The sequence below is a fragment of the Bacillus sp. cl95 genome, assembly GCF_900115925.1.
GTDB lineage: Bacteria > Bacillota > Bacilli > Bacillales > Cytobacillaceae > Neobacillus_A.
Genome location: NZ_FOYF01000003.1, coordinates 397,231 through 413,128 on the forward strand (window position 1 = coordinate 397,231; position 15,898 = coordinate 413,128).

At 37.7% G+C, this 15,898-nt stretch carries 14 protein-coding genes and 1 riboswitch; of the genes, 2 read left to right on the forward strand and 12 right to left on the reverse strand.

Going from position 1 to position 15,898, the window contains the following annotated elements; all coding sequences use genetic code 11:
- Positions 1-13: 13 nt before the first annotated feature.
- The 3 genes from feoB to BMZ31_RS10995 form a co-directional block, all read right to left on the reverse strand.
- On the reverse strand, positions 14-2,014 hold the full coding sequence (feoB, locus tag BMZ31_RS10985) for a ferrous iron transport protein B (RefSeq protein WP_090831785.1): 2,001 nt from the start codon (positions 2,012-2,014) through the stop codon (positions 14-16).
- Positions 2,008-2,238 (reverse strand): FeoA family protein, encoded by a 231-nt coding sequence (locus BMZ31_RS10990; RefSeq protein ID WP_090831786.1) that lies wholly within the window; start codon positions 2,236-2,238, stop codon positions 2,008-2,010. The genes feoB and BMZ31_RS10990 overlap by 7 nt, the downstream gene beginning before the upstream one ends.
- 276 nt (positions 2,239-2,514) lie before the next feature.
- A complete protein-coding gene (locus tag BMZ31_RS10995) occupies positions 2,515-3,501 on the reverse strand; it encodes an HD-GYP domain-containing protein (RefSeq protein ID WP_090831787.1) in 987 nt (328 codons plus the stop codon).
- 549 nt (positions 3,502-4,050) lie between these two features.
- On the opposite strand from BMZ31_RS10995, the gene BMZ31_RS11000 reads away from it, so the two are divergent.
- Positions 4,051-4,329 (forward strand): recombinase family protein, encoded by a 279-nt coding sequence (locus tag BMZ31_RS11000; protein WP_254778744.1) that lies wholly within the window; start codon positions 4,051-4,053, stop codon positions 4,327-4,329.
- 98 nt (positions 4,330-4,427) lie between these two features.
- Here BMZ31_RS11000 and BMZ31_RS11005 read toward each other — a convergent pair whose 3' ends face one another.
- From BMZ31_RS11005 to BMZ31_RS20735, 6 genes are all read right to left on the reverse strand, one after another.
- On the reverse strand, positions 4,428-5,369 hold the full coding sequence (locus BMZ31_RS11005) for a ring-cleaving dioxygenase (RefSeq protein WP_090831789.1): 942 nt from the start codon (positions 5,367-5,369) through the stop codon (positions 4,428-4,430).
- A 155-nt stretch (positions 5,370-5,524) separates the two neighbouring features.
- On the reverse strand, positions 5,525-6,769 hold the full coding sequence (locus tag BMZ31_RS11010) for an MFS transporter (protein WP_090831790.1): 1,245 nt from the start codon (positions 6,767-6,769) through the stop codon (positions 5,525-5,527).
- Between the two features lie 83 nt (positions 6,770-6,852).
- A complete protein-coding gene (locus BMZ31_RS11015) occupies positions 6,853-8,631 on the reverse strand; it encodes a glycoside hydrolase family 13 protein (RefSeq protein WP_090831791.1) in 1,779 nt (592 codons plus the stop codon).
- A 39-nt stretch (positions 8,632-8,670) separates the two neighbouring features.
- On the reverse strand, positions 8,671-9,444 hold the full coding sequence (locus BMZ31_RS11020; protein ID WP_090831792.1) for an alpha/beta hydrolase: 774 nt from the start codon (positions 9,442-9,444) through the stop codon (positions 8,671-8,673).
- A gap of 254 nt (positions 9,445-9,698) precedes the next feature.
- Entirely contained in the window at positions 9,699-10,016 is a 318-nt protein-coding gene (locus BMZ31_RS11025; RefSeq protein ID WP_090832010.1) for a hypothetical protein, read from the reverse strand.
- A gap of 34 nt (positions 10,017-10,050) precedes the next feature.
- Entirely contained in the window at positions 10,051-10,209 is a 159-nt protein-coding gene (locus BMZ31_RS20735) for a hypothetical protein (protein WP_254778746.1), read from the reverse strand.
- Positions 10,210-10,739: 530 nt separating this feature from the next.
- Between BMZ31_RS20735 and BMZ31_RS11035 the strand changes: the two genes are divergently transcribed.
- Entirely contained in the window at positions 10,740-11,303 is a 564-nt protein-coding gene (locus BMZ31_RS11035) for an MEDS domain-containing protein (protein WP_090831794.1), read from the forward strand.
- A gap of 274 nt (positions 11,304-11,577) precedes the next feature.
- Here BMZ31_RS11035 and BMZ31_RS11040 read toward each other — a convergent pair whose 3' ends face one another.
- The 3 genes from BMZ31_RS11040 to BMZ31_RS11050 all read right to left on the reverse strand — a co-directional run bounded on the left by BMZ31_RS11040 (position 11,578) and on the right by BMZ31_RS11050 (position 15,760).
- Positions 11,578-12,543 (reverse strand): LacI family DNA-binding transcriptional regulator, encoded by a 966-nt coding sequence (locus BMZ31_RS11040; protein ID WP_090831795.1) that lies wholly within the window; start codon positions 12,541-12,543, stop codon positions 11,578-11,580.
- Positions 12,544-12,549: 6 nt separating this feature from the next.
- Complete coding sequence (locus BMZ31_RS11045) at positions 12,550-14,421, reverse strand: sensor domain-containing protein (protein WP_175478080.1); 1,872 nt, start codon at positions 14,419-14,421, stop codon at positions 12,550-12,552.
- Between the two features lie 112 nt (positions 14,422-14,533).
- A riboswitch (cyclic di-GMP riboswitch) is annotated at positions 14,534-14,618 on the reverse strand.
- A 257-nt stretch (positions 14,619-14,875) separates the two neighbouring features.
- Entirely contained in the window at positions 14,876-15,760 is an 885-nt protein-coding gene (locus tag BMZ31_RS11050; protein ID WP_090831797.1) for a GNAT family N-acetyltransferase, read from the reverse strand.
- Between the last annotated feature and the right edge of the window lie 138 nt (positions 15,761-15,898).

Below are 15,898 nucleotides of genomic sequence, written 5' to 3' on the forward strand. Positions count from 1 at the left end.
CAGTCCTCCTCCTTTAGTACCCTAAGAGTCTTCCCACTTGATAAATCACTAACGACAACATGTAGGCAATCACAAGTGCATATGCAACTGAGAAATAAGTCCACTTCGTTGAGCCCGACTCTTTGCGAATCGTAGCTACAGTTGCCAAACATGGTACATATAACAAAACAAACACCATAAAGCTAAATGCGGAAAGGGCTGAAAACTCAGTAGCCAATAACCCTTGCAGTGTATCAGCATTTGGAACATGATAAATGATGTTCATGGCTGATACAACTACCTCTTTCGCCAAAAACCCTGTTAATAAAGAAGCGCCCGCTTGCCATGAGCCGAAGCCTAATGGTGCAAGAATCGGTGCTAACACTCCACCAATCATAGCGAGGAAACTATCATCCATCGGAACAGCAAATCCGCTTGGTCCTGCGTAAGAAAGGAACCAAATGAGCACCGATCCACCAAAAATAAATGTTCCCGCTTTTTTAATGAAACCTTTACCCTTATCCCATGTACTGCGGAACAAAGCTTTTCCCTGTGGCATGCGGTACGGTGGCAATTCAACCACGAATAAAGAAAATTCACCTTTTAAGATGGTTAAAGAAAAGATTTTCGCTAAGACTAATGCAACCACAATTCCGAGTACATACAAAGAAAACACAACAAGCGCCTGATATTTTGCAAAAAATGCTCCTACAAACAGTGCATAAACTGGTAATCTAGCAGAACAAGACATTAAAGGTGTCAATAGAATGGTCAATAAACGTTCCCTTGGCGTTTCGATGGTCCTTGCTGCCATAACTCCTGGTACATTGCATCCAAATCCAATGATCATTGGAATGAACGCTTTCCCATTAAGTCCGACCATTTCCATCGTACGGTCCATCACTAGCGCTGCACGAGACATATATCCTGAATCCTCAAGAAACGATATAATTAAAAACAACATAAATATTTGCGGTACGAAGACGAGAACTCCACCCACACCAGCTACAATCCCGTCAAGTACAACAGCCTTAATAAAGTTAGAAGCATTCATCGCTGATAATCCGCTTGTTAGCCAATTGGTAATCGTTCCTGATAAAAATCCATCTAATAGATCAGATAGAGGTAACCCTACCCAGTCAAATGTAAGCTTAAACATCAAGAACATCGTCGCCAAGAAAATGGGGATCCCTAATATCGGATGAGTGGTGAAACGGTCGATTTTTTCAGTTACCGTTGGTTGCACATCTTGTTCTTGAATAACTGAATCTTGGATAATTTGGCTGATATAATCTTTTCTTACAAGATAAATCCATCTTGCAGCACTTTCCACACCATGCTCACTACGTAATTTATCATTGATTTGTTCTAAGAAAAGGTTAATTTCTTTTGCATTCTTGAATGAAGCAATATATTTTTTAACCTCATCGTTTCCTTCCAAAAGTTGAATGGCTGTCCATCTCTTTGGAATAGAAAGTGAAGATGGCAGAAGTTTTGCAATGGATTCAATACTATCCTCAATCACATTCCCATAATTAATCTTGAAATATGATTTTGCCGGCTTATCTGTGATCAGTTCATTAATTGTACTAGTACCTTTTCCTGTTCGAGCAATTACGGGGACGACAGGAACATCCAATAATTCGGATAACTTTACATCATCTATCGTCATACCTCTTCGCTTCGCTACATCCGTCATGTTCAATCCAATAATGGTAGGCTTTTCAAACTCCAATAACTGAAGAGTAAGCATTAAATTCCGCTCAATTTGAGAAGCGTCAACGATATTGATGATGCCATCAAATGGCTCGGATACAAAGAAGTTAGAAACCACCGCTTCGTCCTTTGAAAGAGGACTTAACGAATATATTCCAGGCAAATCTATGAGATTTCCACGCTTATTTTTTATGACTCCCACTTTTTTCTCGACAGTAACACCACTCCAGTTACCGACATATTGATAGGTGCCTGTGAGGTTATTAAAAAGTGAGGTCTTTCCTGTATTCGGATTCCCTATTAGAGCAATATTTAACACGGTTTTTCCACCTTAATATGGAATGCATCTTGCAAGCGAATGCCTAATGATTGGCCGCAGTTTTCGACCATGCAAGGTCCTTTAAACGGCATTTTACATTGTAGACAAACTTCAGATCCCTCACTGATCCCTAAATCCAACAAACGCCTTCTAACTGTTTCAGTTAATGATGATAAGTCAACAATCTTGGCTTTTTCGCCCTTTTTTAATTGAGAAAGAAGCATAGCCATTCCCCCTAACCTCTCGATGGAATTTAAAACATTCCTTTTAACTTTAAACCATTCTAAAAGAGAATGATAACCTTTATCAATTATAAGTCTACTTTAAGAATGTACTTTTCGCTATGATAAATCTTAATTTTTCAATTCATTTGATTAAGAAATGACAGAATGGTGACATAAGGAAACCACAATCATTTATTTTTGCGATTCTTGAACATAAAAACGGCAAAAAAAAGAGGCACTTCACAAAGGAAGTGCTCACTTCATAAAATCTAATCTCTAGTTGGCCATAGCATAGACACCTGACTGAACTTTTGTTTCTTCCTGCAATTTCCCTTCTTTCATCAAAATGGTAAGAAAAGCTTCCGCTGATTCAGGATCGAACTGGGTACCAATATTCCGTCTTAACTCTCCTGCTGCAGTTTCAATCGCTAGCTTTTGACGATAAGAGCGATTCGTTGTCATCGCATCAAAAGCATCTGCAACACCGAGAATTCTCGCTCCAACTGGGATTTCTTTTCCTTTTAAACCTAGTGGATATCCCATACCATCCGGACGTTCATGATGATAACGGACTATATCTGTGATACCGAGATCACGAAGTCTCTTGATATCCTTAATGATATGGTATCCTTCTTCTGGGTGTTTCTTCATGATTCCGTACTCTTCATCTGTTAAACGACCGTCCTTCTGGAGAATGGCATCAGGCATGCTGATTTTGCCGATATCATGCAATAAACCTGCCAAGTAGATTGAATCAATTTCTACTTGTGAGAGACCCATCGTTTTCGCGATTTTTTTAGCATAATCCGCTACATTACTGGAATGGAAAGCTGTGTAAGAATCACGAGCGTCAATCGTCTTAGCTAGTGAAAACACAGTGTTAACCAATAATTCTTCTTGTTCATTTTTCTTACTGAAATTCATTTGTGAAACAGTGACAACCCGGCGAACAATAAGCATCAGTACCGCATAGGCCATAATGTATAATGTCAAACTAGTACTTAAAGGTTTAACAAAATACAGGGTTCCCAACAATAGTGATCCTAGTCCATAAAATAAAGGTGCCGGGATACGCATCAATGAAATCAAAACAACAGGATAAGCATATAACGACAGTAAAAAGGATGAATCGAAATAGAAATTGACAATAATTACCCCGATACTACTAATGAGAAATAATGGCCAAAAAAGCTTTCCGTACTTTTTGAGAGAAATAGGACAGAATTGTTCCTCGTCTTTACATCTGTTCCATTCTTTAATCATATAATTTCCTTCTTTCAAAATAGGTCTATCAACATAGGAATATAGTAACACATTTCATTTCTCTAAGAAAGTATTGTAACTGATTAAATAATAATATAATTACTATAAAAATACCCCAAAAAAAGGACCCTAAAATGAATTAGGGCCACTTGTATTCTTAACAGCAATCGCTGTCTCGACCAGTCAACATCAGTCCATTGCGTTCCTGATCGTATTCTAATGTTAAATTTTCAAGATAGATTTCAATGTTCGGATCAATTGCAACCTGAATTTCATTGATTTTCACTACTTTGTCATCTGCTTCAGGCTCATCCAGAGCCAGTCCAATCTGTGGCTGTCCTCAGCCATAGCCTGCGAAATAGACTCTTATTCCACTTTTGTCTTGTTCTTTCAGAACTTGCAGCAGCAAATCACGGGCTTGATCTGTAATGTTCATCATGTTTCCCCTTCCTATTAGCCATTCTTGCATGTAAATTACCCCTATATTCAAAAAGTAATCATATAGAAAATAGCCGATTTCAGTCATTAGTATATAATGAGGAAATTGAGTTGTACACAAAAAAGTCCATAAATAAAGGTTACAGTTTGGCAAGTTTAATTTCCAATCATGAATCCATCGATACAAGCAATCCTAATGGGTATGCATTTGCAGAAATTTTAACGAAACTTGTTGATTTTCAAAGTGATGTCATAAGTGAAAAGACGAAAAAAGGAATCACGGAAGCAAAAGAACAAGGCGGTGCTACCGGGAGACCAAGAAAACCAGACGAAAATGTCCAACGAGCCATTGCGATGTATGAAAGCAAGAAACACTTTAGCAGAAATTAAAGAAAAACGGGTATTAAGTCTACTTTGTATCGTTACTTAGAAAGCTAAAGGAAACGATAGAAAACCTCGACGCTGACTATAGCATCGAGGCTTTTATATTATTTATGAAGATTCCTTACTTCAATCGGTATTAAGATGTCCTCAATTTGTCCACGATGTGGTTCATACTGTGAAGGCAGCATTAATTTTTCACCCATCGTTTCGAAAGATTCATCATGCGCAAAACCTGGCGGATCTGTGGCAATTTCAAATAGAATTTCTCCATGCTCCCTGAAGTAAATCGCATTAAAGTAGTTACGATCTTGAACGGGGGTTACCCCATACCCATAACCTTCAACATGCTTCTTCCAATCGAGCTGATCCACATCATCCAATGCTCGCCATGCAATATGATGCACAGTCCCTACACCCATTTGTCCACGGCCTGTTGCTACACGTTTCAGGTCAATGATGTTCCCTATATTACCTGTAGCTATAAATCGGATATATTCTCCCTCTTCTGCGACTTTTTCTAATCCCATAACGGTTTCTAGTAGCACGGAAGTTTGTTCAGGTTTGGCAGAAAATAGCGTTGCACCCGCAAATCCTTTTATGGCAACATCACGATGAACACCTGCAAAATCCCACGCATTTTTTTCCCCATCTTCTCTTGCAACCAATTCAAGCTGAAGGCCATGAGGATCCTTAAATTGCAGAACATCTTCATGAAAACGTACTTGTTTTACATACTCAATGTTAAAATCCTTTAACCTCTGTTCCCAAAAACCTAGGGATCCAGTTGGAACAGCATAAGATGTTACCCCAACTTGTCCGTCACCAATTTTCCCAGGATAAGCGTCGGCCCATGGGAAAAACGTAATAATGGTACCAGGTTGACCGCCTTCGTTACCAAAATATAAATGATACGTTCCCGGATCATCGAAGTTCACGGTTTGCTTTACTAGTCTTAATCCTAAAACACCTGCGTAAAAATCAACATTTTCTTGAGGATGGCCAACAATGGCTGTTATATGATGAATACCTAATGATTTTTTCAACATAGCTACACACTCCTTAAAATTGACTTCAATAAAAAATATCTCGAATTCAAGATAATTTTAATCCAACATAAACAAATAGTCAATTTCCTTTTCTTTACTTTTAGGTAACTCAGCAATTGATTAAAAAAGAAAGCAAAACAATGTTTGCTTTCTAGCTATTCCACATAGAGGATCACTTTCAGAAATAAACCGCTCAAAATTCCGGTCAATAGCAAGATTACTCCATTCACTAAAAGCATCGTAGGAGAACCATACAAATCTGTAAAGAAGGAGAACAAAGCTAACGCAACAGGCGGAGCTATGCTTGAGATAGATCCAAGAGTACCAAATAGTCTTCCTTGAAGGTCAGATTCCACTTCTTCCCTCATAATGACTTGAATCAAAAAGGTCGAGAAAGCAAAAAGCATGCCAATGACAAAAATAATCGGTATGGCTGGGAAAGGAGATTTTAGTATAGAAATAATCATAAAGAGTGGCGCCATTAGAATCATACTTCCGATAATCCAGATTCCTCTCCTTTTCACTCTCTTTCCTAAATACATGATGATTCCTGCCCCAGCCAAATAGCCAGTTGGTATACAGGCTTCGAGTAGCCCAAATTCCATCGGTGTTGCCTTCCACACTTTCACCGCTGCAACTTGTGTCAACATAAGAAATGAAACAAAGAACATACCCAATAAAGGGGATAGGATCATGACGGCCCGAGTAAACCTGTGTTTCCAAATAAAGATGAGTCCTGAAACGAAATCTTCTTTAAATGTCTTTTTTTCAACTGAAAGATTTCGTGAGGTTGGAAAAGCTCCACCTAACAAAATGAGAATCGAACATAAAAAGTATGAAATACCGTTAAAGATCACCGCTGCAGCTCCTCCAAAAGTTGCCACAGCCACCCCACCAATTGCAAGACCACTGATTCTGGCGATATTGTCTGCCACACCCATTGCACCTGTTGCCTTTTGAATGTTTTCTTTCCCAACAATGTCTGTTAATGACGACTGTAATGCAGGGTATTGAAAAAGCCTTACAAAACTATTTAAAGCCGTAAGCAGCAACAAGACCATGAATGATACGTTCGGAAGAATCATCGTTATCGCTACTCCTAATACTAAAACACCACTAATCAAATCCGTCATCCACATCAATTTCCTGCGGTCTACACGATCCGCAATTGTTCCTGCTACTGATCCAAAAAGGAAACTCATAACCATTGAAGTAATCATGACAGCAGACATTAGTTTAGCGCTGCCTGTGTTTTGTAAAATCCAGATATTCAGCGCAATACTATGAAAACAGTCTCCGAATATCGATAAAGTATAACCTGACAGCATAAAGGAGAATGTCTTGTTTTTCCTTAACGGTTTGGCGGAAAAAGAAGCGGATGTTTGAATTTGTTCTATCATCTATGATCCTTTCCCTTCATTATCTATCCCTTAAAACAAATGCCTCAGTACAATAACCTGAGGCATTTGAACGAGCAAAATACTTATTTAACAACAGCTACCACTACACCTCGAGCTGCTAATATAAATCCTGATTCGTTGACTTGCCATTCATCATTCAGCAATGATTCAAAGTTGCGTTCTTTTAAGCCTGCAGGAACCGGAACGACAATGTTTTCATCGCTATGGTTAAAAATAAACAACAGTGTTTCTTTGTCATTATGTTTCGTATACATCAAGTAGTTATCATCAGCAGCATTCTCGACGAATGTTAACGTCCCATCATTTCCAAAGGCAGGAACGGTTTTTCGTAACTGAATCAATCTTGTCATATATTGGAGCATGTCTTGATCTTGTTCTTCTTTGTTCCAAGGCATACATCTGCGGCAGTCTGGATCTCCTGCGCCCGTAAGCCCAATTTCATCTCCATAATAAATGCACGGTGTTCCCGGTGAGGAGAGTAAGAAAGTAAACAACTGCTTCACTTTCAATTTGTCTTCACCACTAACGTGTAAAATACGTGGCGTATCATGGCTTCCGAGCAAATTGAAGGCTACCTCAGTTACATTATCTGGATACATGAGTAGAGCTTCTGTCGTTTCATCGATAAACTGCTGTTTCGTGATTTTACTTTCACCGAAAAACTGAATCGCTGCATTTGTATATGGATAGTTCATGACAGCGTCGAACTGATCACCTTGAAGCCAAGGCATAGCATCATGCCAGATTTCACCCAAAATATAAGCATCTGGTTTAATCGCTTTAACTTCTTTTCGGAACTCACGCCAAAATTCATGTGAAACTTCGTTCGCCACATCAAGGCGCCACCCGTCAATATCAAACTCTCTTACCCAGTAACGTCCAACTTCCAATAAATATTCGCGAAGTTCAGGATTTGAAGTATTTAGTTTTGGCATTTTAGGTTCAAAAGCAAAAGTGTCATAGTTTGGAACAGGCTTACTCACAATCGGGAATTCTCTTAAATAAAACCAATCTTTATACTTTGATGCCTCTCCATGTTCAAGCACATCCTGAAACGGTGGGAAATAGAAGCCACTATGATTGAACACAGCATCCAACATCACTTTAATGCCGTTTGCATGACAAACTTCAACGAGTTTTTTGAATGTCTCTTTATCTCCAAAATGCGGGTCGATTTCCATATAGTCGATTGTGTCGTACTTATGGTTGGATGGCGCCTTGAAAATCGGCGTCAAGTAGATGCCATTGATTCCTAACGAGGCAAGATGATCGATGTGATCAATAATACCTTGTAAATCTCCACCAAAAAAATTGTCCCACTCTGGCTTTTGACTTCCCCAAGCCAACGTACCTTCTTGGTCTGTCGTTGGATTTCCATTTGCGAATCGTTCAGGGAAAATTTGATACCATACTGTCTCCTTTACCCATGCTGGAGCTTGGAAAATATCTTCAGGATTAATGAATGGGAAGGTAAAGAAACCTGCGATATACTCTTTTGCTTCACGGTCCGCTTCAAAAAATCCTTTTTCAGTAAACACAACTTTTTCTTCACCAGAGTGAATTTCAAAACCATATTTCAAGCGGCGGTATTCAGGCTGTAAATCCGCTGTCCAATAATCAAAAAGCGTCGTACTTCTCAATTTTTTCATGACGGTTTTTCCATTTACTTTCCACTGCCAAGTTCCGTCTTCTGTTTGCTCCCAAGTAAAAGGATCTCCCCATAACAGTGCAACTTCCGTCACATCATCCTTTTTCGTTCTCAGCCGAATTTGAACAGTTTTAGTGTCAATTGCGTAGGCAAAATTCCCTTTTGGTCGGTGATAAATAGCTTCTTTTAACATGTTGAACACCTCATATTTTGTCTTTATTTACTTAATCGTTTAAGTTGCGATGCTAAAAAAATACTCAAATACTGGACCCACTCTTTTTCTCCACTCTAATTCGTTATGAACAGCACCTTCTAAGATATCAAAACGACAATCCTTCACTTTATCTTTGATAATCGTGTATACCGCTTGACTGGAATCGATATACATTTGATGCGAAATCGATCCTGATTCCTCTTTCGTGCCAACGTCCATGTAAAATTTCTCAATCATACTTAAGTCGCTTTCCCTTATAAAATTTTCAATCTCTAACTGGTTAAACCAGTAGGCTGATGAGAAAGAAGCTACCTTTCGGAAAATGTGTGGGTATTTACAAGCAGCATAAGTGGAAATTAAGCCGCCCATCGAGCTCCCAGCCATACTAGAATCCTCGGGGACTGTACGGTATTTCTCATCAATTAAGGGCTTAAGTACATTCACTAAGTAGTCTACATATTCTATACCTTGCCCACCAAGCACACGCTCTTCTAAATTAAGATTTCTCCACAGCTCATGATTTGGCCATGGTCCATATTCGTCTAATCGTATTTCTCCTGGTGCACAATCAATACCAACAACAATTAAATCCATTCCTGTTTGATCAAGATAATCTGCAATGCGCCACGACATTCCATAACCAGCTTCTTCATCAAAATAAAGATTTTGACCATCGTGCATGTACAACACTGGATAAACTTTATTGCTCTGGTGATAATCATTAGGCACATAAATCCTTACTAACCGTTGCCTTTGGAAAGGGGTAATCGTGACCTCGAATTTTTCAATCATATAAACACCGCCTATTCACTTAAACGTTTAAGTAAAGTGTATCACAAGATAATTTTATCTGTCTATGAAACTTTAGAAATTCATGATTACAAATAGATTTTGTTGAGGGGTTTAAAATTAATGAAAGTGTGCCAAATCTAGTATTCATTTAACTTAAATCAAAAAAGCATTCCTGGATGGAATGCAGATGATATTGAAGTAATACATTCTACAATGGACAAAAGCTGTATTAAATAAGCTCGATTTATTTCCATTCACTCCTGTTTTTCTTTAATTTGTTCTCGAATCTTTTCAAGTTCTTTCAAAGAAAGTTCCCCTAAAGATTTTTTGATTTCTTCCTCTATTACTATCCTGTTGCTTTCTTGATATTGATCCCACCACACTTGAAGTCCTTCCGTATGATCCAAAAGGTATTCCATATCGATTACTTCTACTTCTTCATCAGAAATATAATTTAAGACAGCTGCTAACATGTGATTTAGCTTCTCGATTTCATCCTCGTTTTTTTCGTTTTGTGATTCAATTGTTTTCTCATCGGACTTCTCATTGATTGGAGAAGATTTTCGTGGCATGATATCACTCCTTTTTGATTCAACAAGTTTTAGATCAATCACACAACTCGTCGCTCCAATTTTGGTAATAGCCGATACTTACCTGCTTAAGAATAAAGTCATTCTTTTGCGCCTCACCTTTAGACCACTTTGAGGAGGTAAGAATTTCACCATTTGAGGTTTCAATTGTTACTTTTTCTTTCGTGTATGTCATGCCCTCTTTGGCGATCTCTTTTGCTTCTTGCAGGTCATTGACACTTATTTCTTTAGAAAAACCGCTATGATAATTGATGATGAATTTTTCGATTTCTACCCACTCCTTTTATGTTCATTTAGCAAAACTAAAAAGAAAGAAGCTTTTAAAACTTAGTATGAACAGAATCCTGTCCTTAAAATAGTAATTTTTCATATTTAGCTATATATGTCGTAAAGTTAATTAGACAGATTACTTCAAATAGGGTTAAAATGGTCAAGACTATTGTGCAAAGTACATGAAAAATACAGGAACGAGAGGAATCTTTGGAGATTTAGGATATGTTAGTAAAGTCTTCACTTTAAGACGTTCATATCTTCAATAGGCAAACGCAATGCAAAGTGTACTTTTTAGTATTAATTGATATATGGAAATCAATCCCTAACCTAAAGAGGATCCCCAGTTAGACCCTTTTCCTATCCAAATACCACCATTTAGCACTTTACAAAAATATGGAAAAATGAAACAATTCAAAATAGAGGGGTGATCACTTGAAAAGCAAAATGAACCAGTTGTTTGAAGACCAGAGAAGTGTTCATGTGTTGTATTCCTATCGTGGAATACAAAATTACATTGAACAGGTTGTCAATTATATAAAAGATGGCATTGTGTCAGGTGATTACATTATTCTCATTGAAAATGAACGTTTTTACCGTATTATTCATAAAGCACTCGTTTCACAGTTAACAGAAGATCAAATGGAATTCGTTCACTATGTTAACAACTTCGATTTCTATTACTCAAGTGGCAGTTACCATCCTCCTTCAATCACTGAATACTTTAATAAAACGGTACAGCCATACGTAAAAAATAACATTCCTTTTCGTTCATGGGCACATGTTGAGTGGGCCTCAATGGAAGATCCACTGCACTTAATTAATGATTTTGAAAAGATAGTAGACGAAGCTGTAAATCAGCTTTCGTTTCCTTTGATTTGTGCATACGAAGCAGAAAAAATGCCAGATCACCTTAAAACGATTTTGATGGAAACCCATCCATATGTTCTAATGGAAGATGATCTTATCCTCTCAGACCAATACCAGCTAAAGGTTTGATTTAAATTAAAGGCCAAACACTTAGAAAATATTTCTAAGTGTTTTTTGTAGCCCCAGTTTATTCTTTTTGGAAAATTCCCATATAATCCTTCCCCTACCCATCTTCTAAAAATTCTCGTTATTTTTATCACTTTGAATATTTATATGTACTTTCAAATGATAGACGTCGTTTTGCTTTTTGGAATATAGTATTTGTTTAAATCAGCTAACAACCTTAGTAAGCGTTTCTTGGCAAAATAAAAAACCTGTGCCTTAACACAAGCTTTTTGAACAATTATTCACTTGGAACCAAATACACGAACTTATCTAGTTTGTCTACTTGATCATCTTCCAGTATTTTAGCCATGATGTCTTCTGCTATTACTGCTTTTGTTCTTGTAAAAGTAATTTTATCACAGGCCATAGGGAGTATCTCTGGACAACCTGAAGTACATATGACAATCATGTCCTTAGTTTCAGCATATTTTGCAACAACGACTCCGATAAACTCATTAACCGCTATTACCTTTTTCCCTTTATGAATGCTTAAGAAATGTTTCAAGTCCGCTTCATTGCTCATAGTAAAAATATTATCTGGTTCAAGTCCTGATTCACGATACAGAGTCTTTATAATTCCGAGATTATTGTATTTTTCCACGACGAGAACAAATTCTCTATCTGTTGAAAATTGAATAGCGTTTGCCATTGCGCTTTTGAAATCTGGCAGCACTTTAAAGAACAATGGATCATCAATGTGACTATCAATGACAACTAATGGTACGAGTGGAAATTGCCTTGAAATATTATGGAAAGATTCTTCACTTGGATCGATCAAAAATACACCATCCAACTTTCTCTCTAGGATGATTTGCGGGTTAGGATTCTCAGCATCAAGACTATAGAGCAACACATGGTAGCCTTTCTTGGCAAGCAAGCCTTCGAGCTCACTGATAAAGTCCGCGTAATGAAACCTTCTCCAAAATCCTTGATTCTCTTCTCGATTTACCAAAATCCCCATTAAACCTGTCTTTTGCTTCACCAGCGATCTGGCTGCAAGGTTCGGGACATAATTGAGCCTTTTTACAATCTCAAGAACACGCTCCCTCGTTTCTTGAGGAATGGTCTGAGTCTTAACATTATTAATGATATAACTCACTGTTGCGACTGATACATTCGCTTCAAGTGCAATGTCTTTCATGGTTACTTTTTTCATAGTCCGCTCCATTGTAAGGTTTAACTGCAATGTAGCATATACGTTCATCACTGTCTATCTCATGTTTTCATTAGCACTGACATTTTTCAAAAAACGCTTTTCTATTTCACTTGCATCTATTGGTTCTGAAAAAAGATAACCTTGGGCTTCATCACATTCATGATCTATTAAAAATGTTAGATGTTCGCTAGTCTCTACACCTTCTGCAACAACTCTTAAATCAAGATGATGAGCCATTTTAATAATAGTCTTTACCATTGCAGCATCTTTTTCATTCGTCGTACACTCCATTACAAAAGACCGGTCGATTTTTAAAGTATCGATTGGAAAATTCTTGAGATAATTTAGAGAACTATACCCGGTGCCGAAGTCATCCATAGATAACTTGATTCCTATTGACTTCAAATCTTTCAGTATTTTAAATGCCCATTCGACATCTAGCGTCATGCTTTCTGTGATCTCAAGTTCTAGAGATTCAGGCTTAACACCTGTTTCCTCGAGAATATTCTTAACCATTCCCACAAAATTTTTCTGATTTAATTGCTTCCCTGAAAGATTCACTGCCATTTTTATATTTTCAAAACCAGAATCATGCCAGCATTTTAGAGTGCTACATGCCTTGTGTAGCACCCATTCGCCAATAGGAATGATAAGTCCGGTCTCTTCTGCCAGCGGAATAAACGTAGTAGGAGGGACTGCACCAAGCTCAGGATGATTCCAACGCAGGAGTGCTTCAACACCTGTCAGACTGTTGTTAAAGCTATCCATTTTTGGCTGATACTTTATTTTGAATTCGTCGTTTTCAATCGCTCTTCGCAAACCATTTTCTAGATCCAACCTTATTCTAAGTTGCTTATTTAGCTCAGAATCAAAATGCTGATAGTTGTTTTTTCCTTTTGATTTTGCTGCATACATAGCCATTTCTGCATTTTTTAATAGCTCATCCATGCATTTACCATCTACAGGAAAGCAACCAATTCCAATGCTGGTAGTCACAAATAACTCATATTCTTGAATGTCGATAGATGTTGCAAATTCCTGGATAATGGTTTCAGCCACTTCATTTGCAAAATGCATCATGCTTTTACCATTCACTTTATCCAACAAAACAGCAAACTCGTCCCCGCCTAATCTAGCAATCATTCCTTTGGATGCCACACATTTCTTTAACCTGATGACAGCCGCTTTTAGAAGATCATCCCCAATGGCATGACCGATCGAATCATTTACTTGCTTAAAATTATCAAGATCTATCAACAGAATGGAAAACTCTTGTTGAGATTTCATGCCTCTTTTTGTTTTTCGAAAAATGTGATCCATGAACTGACGGCGGTTAGGAAGATCCGTCAAATCATCATGGTAAGCCATATGTTTGATTTCGGCTTCAATCACTTTTCGATCACTAATATCCATTGAAAATCCGATTACTTCTTTAACAACTCCATTATTTTTGATTGGTCTTAGTGAAGTCATATAAGTGATCCCGTTTTGAAATTCTTCATACTGGACAATATCTTCACCCTCCCATGCTTTTAAATAGTGTTGAAGGGAGTAAAGGACATTTTCTCTTGATTTTACTTCTCTTACGTCCTTACCAACCACACTTGATGGGGTCTGTCCTAGTTGATATAACAACTCCCCGTCACAAAGGGTATAGACGAACTTATTTCCTTGCTTAACAAACTTGAACGTCATTCCTGGCTGTTTCCGTAGGGTTTGATAAAGATCCTGCTGCGTTCTTTCACAAAGTTCTCCTTGACCTTGGAGAATTACCTTATGTTCATCTTCCATTTTTGATTGCAATCTTCCTGGTGATTTATCAAATAATTTAGTAAGGGTCGTCAGGACTCTATTTAATGTTAGTTGCTTCGCTTTTTTCAACATTTTGTTCGCCCCTGTCCGCTTAACCACTTTTAGATCAATCATCGTCATTGCCTATTTATTCGTCTTCGTTACCACAACTTCATACTTATGAAACTTAAAATACAATAAAAAAAGACCATTCTTTAAAGAATAGTCTAAGTTTACTCTTATCCTATTCGGCAACCTGGCAGTCATAGGTGAACACCCTTAGACCCATAGCTTTGCGTCCTCGCCTTTCAACGAGTTTGCCATTATCGTAGTGAGTTATTAATATAATGATCAGAAATCATATGTATTCTATTAGAATAATAAAATATTAGAGTTGGAATAGGTCTCGTTAATAATTATTATATCAATATCACTCTGTATTTCAACGGAAAATTGGCAATGCATAACCAATGCATACTCTATACATAAATATACAAAACAATGAATCCCCTATTCTACTAGGGGATTCGTTGGATTCGACAAATTTCTCTTGGTAAAAATTACATGATTATTACGACCTATTTTATCTCTAATTAGACATTTCCTTCACCATCATGACTTGCTTAACGGTAGGTTTGAATCCGAAAGATTTGAGAGTTTCTGAGGTTTCTTTACTTTTCTTAACCGGCATATTTGGCACAACACGCTTGATCGATTCGCTGCAGTTTCCAAAGACATGATGAAGTAAACTTTCTATAATACTTGCAGGGTCTTTACATTCCGGGTTTGCTTCACATTGAAAAAGAACAGTCGCCACATGATTTCCTTTTTCATCAAGTGATCTGCGGTAATAGGCGTACCCTGCTTCTATCCCTGATTCATCTACTAAAGTAATAGCTTCCCCACCCTTTGCACTTTGCCACTGGGTTTGCCAAGGATTTCCCCCTTTATAAAAAGACAATAATCCAGCCTGTTGTGGCAGAAGTCTTTGCAACTTATATTCTACTGACAAACCAAATGGGCTTTCATCTTGGCTTCCGTTCATCTCCAAATATTCTAATTCATCAACGATTTGATATCCAATGCTCTCGTACAATTTGATAGCATTTTCATTTTCACTGATGGCTTCTAGCGTAGCTAATTTCACGCCTTCCTCACGATAAATCGTAAAAGACGCTTCCATCATAAGTTTTCCTACACCCTTTTTTCTAAAATCCTTGGCTACTCCAGTCCCACCGTTCCAGGCAATTTTTTCTCCATTCACTTCACGGATGCCACTTAGAACAATGCCAATTGGTTCTTGATCATGAAAGGCAACGACCGAGAGTTTGGTGGATAATCCTTCCATGACCATACGGTTAAGAAAAGCATCCGCGTTCGTAGTCGCATCAAAGAAATAACCTTCGAATCCTACATTCCAAGCTTTCACCGCTTTATCAACACTACATTCAGATAAGCGTTTAATATTTATCATTTCATTGCCTCCCATTTTTAAAATGACTACTCAGTTTATTTAATTAAACCACGCTGAATGTCTTTACACAATCAATTTTTAGTTTTTTCTAAAAATTTGAACTAAAAAAACAGTCTCGCTTATTAGCCGAGACTGTCT